This window comes from Thalassobacter sp. (assembly GCF_982993085.1).
Genome location: NZ_CEZFMW010000213.1, coordinates 1 through 2,851, shown reverse-complemented (window position 1 = coordinate 2,851; position 2,851 = coordinate 1). Strand labels below are relative to the sequence as shown.

Annotated in this window: 2 protein-coding genes; both read left to right on the top strand. The window is 60.5% G+C overall.

Annotated elements, in window-relative coordinates:
* Positions 1–15 precede the first annotated feature (15 nt).
* A complete protein-coding gene (locus AC4GMC_RS18050) occupies positions 16–1,347 on the top strand; it encodes a sigma-54-dependent transcriptional regulator (RefSeq protein ID WP_487878321.1) in 1,332 nt (443 codons plus the stop codon).
* A 259-nt stretch (positions 1,348–1,606) separates the two neighbouring features.
* On the top strand, positions 1,607–2,593 hold the full coding sequence (locus tag AC4GMC_RS18045; protein ID WP_487878662.1) for a TAXI family TRAP transporter solute-binding subunit: 987 nt from the start codon (positions 1,607–1,609) through the stop codon (positions 2,591–2,593).
* Positions 2,594–2,851: the final 258 nt, after the last annotated feature.

Here is a 2,851-nt window from a genome sequence, read left to right as displayed (position 1 = left end):
GCAGGAGGCGGCGGAATGAGCGAGACAATCCTGTTTGTCGATGACGAAGAAGACCTGCGCATCGCCGCGAGCCAAACCTTGGAATTGGCTGATCTGCCGGTGACGGCGTTGCCGGAAGCGGACTTGGCTTTGGCGCGGGTTGCGCGCGATTTTCCCGGCATTTTGGTCACGGACATTCGGATGCCGGGCATGGATGGCATGGCCTTGTTGCGCGCCGCCCTTGAGATTGATCCCGCCCTGCCGGTCATCATCGTGACGGGCAATGGTGATGTTGAGCTTGCGGTTCAGGCGATGCGCGACGGTGCCTATGATTTCCTTGAAAAGCCGTATGATCCCAAGCATTTGGTGGCCACTGTGCGCCGCGCGTTGGATAAACGCCGTCTGACGTTGGAAAACCGCGCATTGCGAAATCAGGTCGGCGGGCGCGACGTGGTCGAGGCGCGGCTGATCGGGCGATCCGCTGCGATGGTGGCGTTGCGCACGCAGGTGCGCGCCGTGGCTGAAACGGAGGCCGATGCGTTGATTACTGGGGCGACCGGTACGGGCAAAGAGATCGTTGCCCGCGCCCTGCACCGGGCCAGCCCCCGGCATGACCGTCCGTTTGTGCATATCAACTGTGCCGCCATGCCAAGGGATTTGGTCGAATCCGAGTTGTTCGGTCACGAGGCGGGCGCGTTTCCCGGCGCCCTAAAGCCCCGCTTTGGCAAGTTGGAATTCGCCCGTGGTGGCACCGTTTTCCTAGATGAGATCGACAGCCTGCCTGTGGACGTGCAGGCCAAGTTTTTGCATGCGATCCAAAATCGGCAGATCACCCGGTTGGGCAGTAACGAACCCGTCGATCTAGATGTTCGGTTCCTTGCTGCGGCCAAGGCGCCGCTGGATCGGGCGGTTGAGGCGGGCAGTTTTCGGGCCGACTTGTATTACCGATTGAATGTCGTGACTCTGCATGTGCCACCGCTGAGTGCGCGGCGCGAGGATGTGCCACAATTGTTCATGCATCTCGTGGGCGAGGCCGCAACCCGCTACAAGCGCCCGGTGCCGGATGTGCGTGACGCGGTGTTGGCGCAGGTCGCAACGCAGGATTGGCCGGGCAACGTGCGTGAGTTACGCAATGCCGCCGACCGCTTTGTTCTGGGCTTTGGCCCGACGGCAGAGGCCGCGCCCCAAGTAACCCACGATGAGACGCTGGCCACGCAGATGGCCGCCCATGAGCGCGCCCTTGTGGCGGCCGCCCTGTCGGCGCACAACGGTGCACTTAAACCCACATATGAGAGCCTCGGGATCAGCCGAAAAGCCCTGTATGAGAAGATGCAGCGCCACGGGTTGGACCGCGAGAGCTATACCTGAAAACGGCTTTTGATCTTGGCAGCCCTTGCCGTGTCACCGAAACGACCCATTGTTAGCGCCCCAACGTTCCGAATGTGACCCATTGGGCGGGCGCTTAGATGCGCAAAATGCGAAATCGCGCAATCATCGCTTGCGTGATCGGACATTGCCCGCCTCCATGCGCACATCCTGATCTCAGGGAGCTGGTCCAGACCATCGGGCCGGGAGACAGGTGGGACGCGATCAAACGCGCCCACAAAACTTTAAGGGAGAGAGTTATATGAAACTCACGACACTTCTGGCTGCGACAACTGTTGTATTCGCAGGTCAAGCCTTTGCCGACGGTCACGTGGACCGCACAGATTGGCCCACCAGCTTCACCGTTGGTACGGCGTCGCAGGGCGGCACCTACTTTGCCTACGGCTCTGGCTGGGCGAACCTCGTGGCAGAAGAGCTGGGCCTGACCGGCGGCGGCGAAGTCACTGGTGGCCCCATGCAGAACATGGCGCTTGTGCACACAGGTGAAGCCGCATTCGGCATGACCACAATGGGCCCCGCAGCGGAATCGCTGAACGGCACCAACCCAATCGCACCCGGCCTCGCAATGGACAAAGCCTGCGCGATGTTCCCAATGTACCAGACACCGTTTTCGGTGACTGCGCTGACATCGTCGGGCATCACATCCGTGGCGGACATCCCCGCGGGCGCGAAAATCGGTTTCGGTCCTGCTGGTTCGACATCGGACACATACTTCCCACGCATGATGGAAACACTGGGCGTCGACTTTGAGCGTCGCAACGGTGGTTGGACTGACCTTGGTGGTCAGCTTCAGGATGGTCTGCTGGACGTGATCGCGTTCGCCGCTGGTGTGCCTGTGCCCGCCGTGTCGCAGCTTGAAGTCCAAACGGACGTGAACATCATCGAGTTCACCGAAGCAGAGCAAGCCAAGATCCTCGAAACTTTCCCAGTTTCGCAGTTCGACATCGCAGCAAGCACCTACACCACACTGGAAGCCGATGCGCGTTCCGTGTCGATGTGGAACTTCTCGATTGCCAACTGTGATCTGCCCGAAAGCTTCGTAGAAGCTGTTGTCGACGTGGTTATGTCCGACAACGAGCGTATGCTCGGCATCCACAAAGCAGCACGCTCCACAGTGCCCTCCAACTGGGACAAAAACGGCGTTCTGATGTGGCACCCCGGTGCGGCCAAGTGGTTCAAAGAGAACGCTGGCGCAACCATCTCGGACGACATGATCTACGGCGGCTAATCGCCTGAGATTACGATGACAACCTCTCGCCGCGCCAAGCGGCGGGGGGCTTTTGGGCGACCCGCGCGTCAGATCTCGGGCGTCCAACATATGAGCGAGGGACGCCATGACCAATCAAACCACAGATAGCCCCGTGATTGCCGAAGGTGTGGACGACGAACCCGTCGAATCCAACCGCCGTCTGTTTACGGGCCACACGTACATTCTGGTCGCGGCTCTTTCCGCGTTTTATGCGGGCTTCCACATGGCCGCGCTGAA

What these genes read in the sequence shown, in the direction of transcription:
- AC4GMC_RS18050 (WP_487878321.1), top strand. Translation starts at nt 16, where the DNA reads ATGAGCGAGACAATCCTGTTTGTCGATGACGAAGAAGACCTGCGCATC.
- AC4GMC_RS18045 (WP_487878662.1), top strand. Translation starts at nt 1,607, where the DNA reads ATGAAACTCACGACACTTCTGGCTGCGACAACTGTTGTATTCGCAGGT.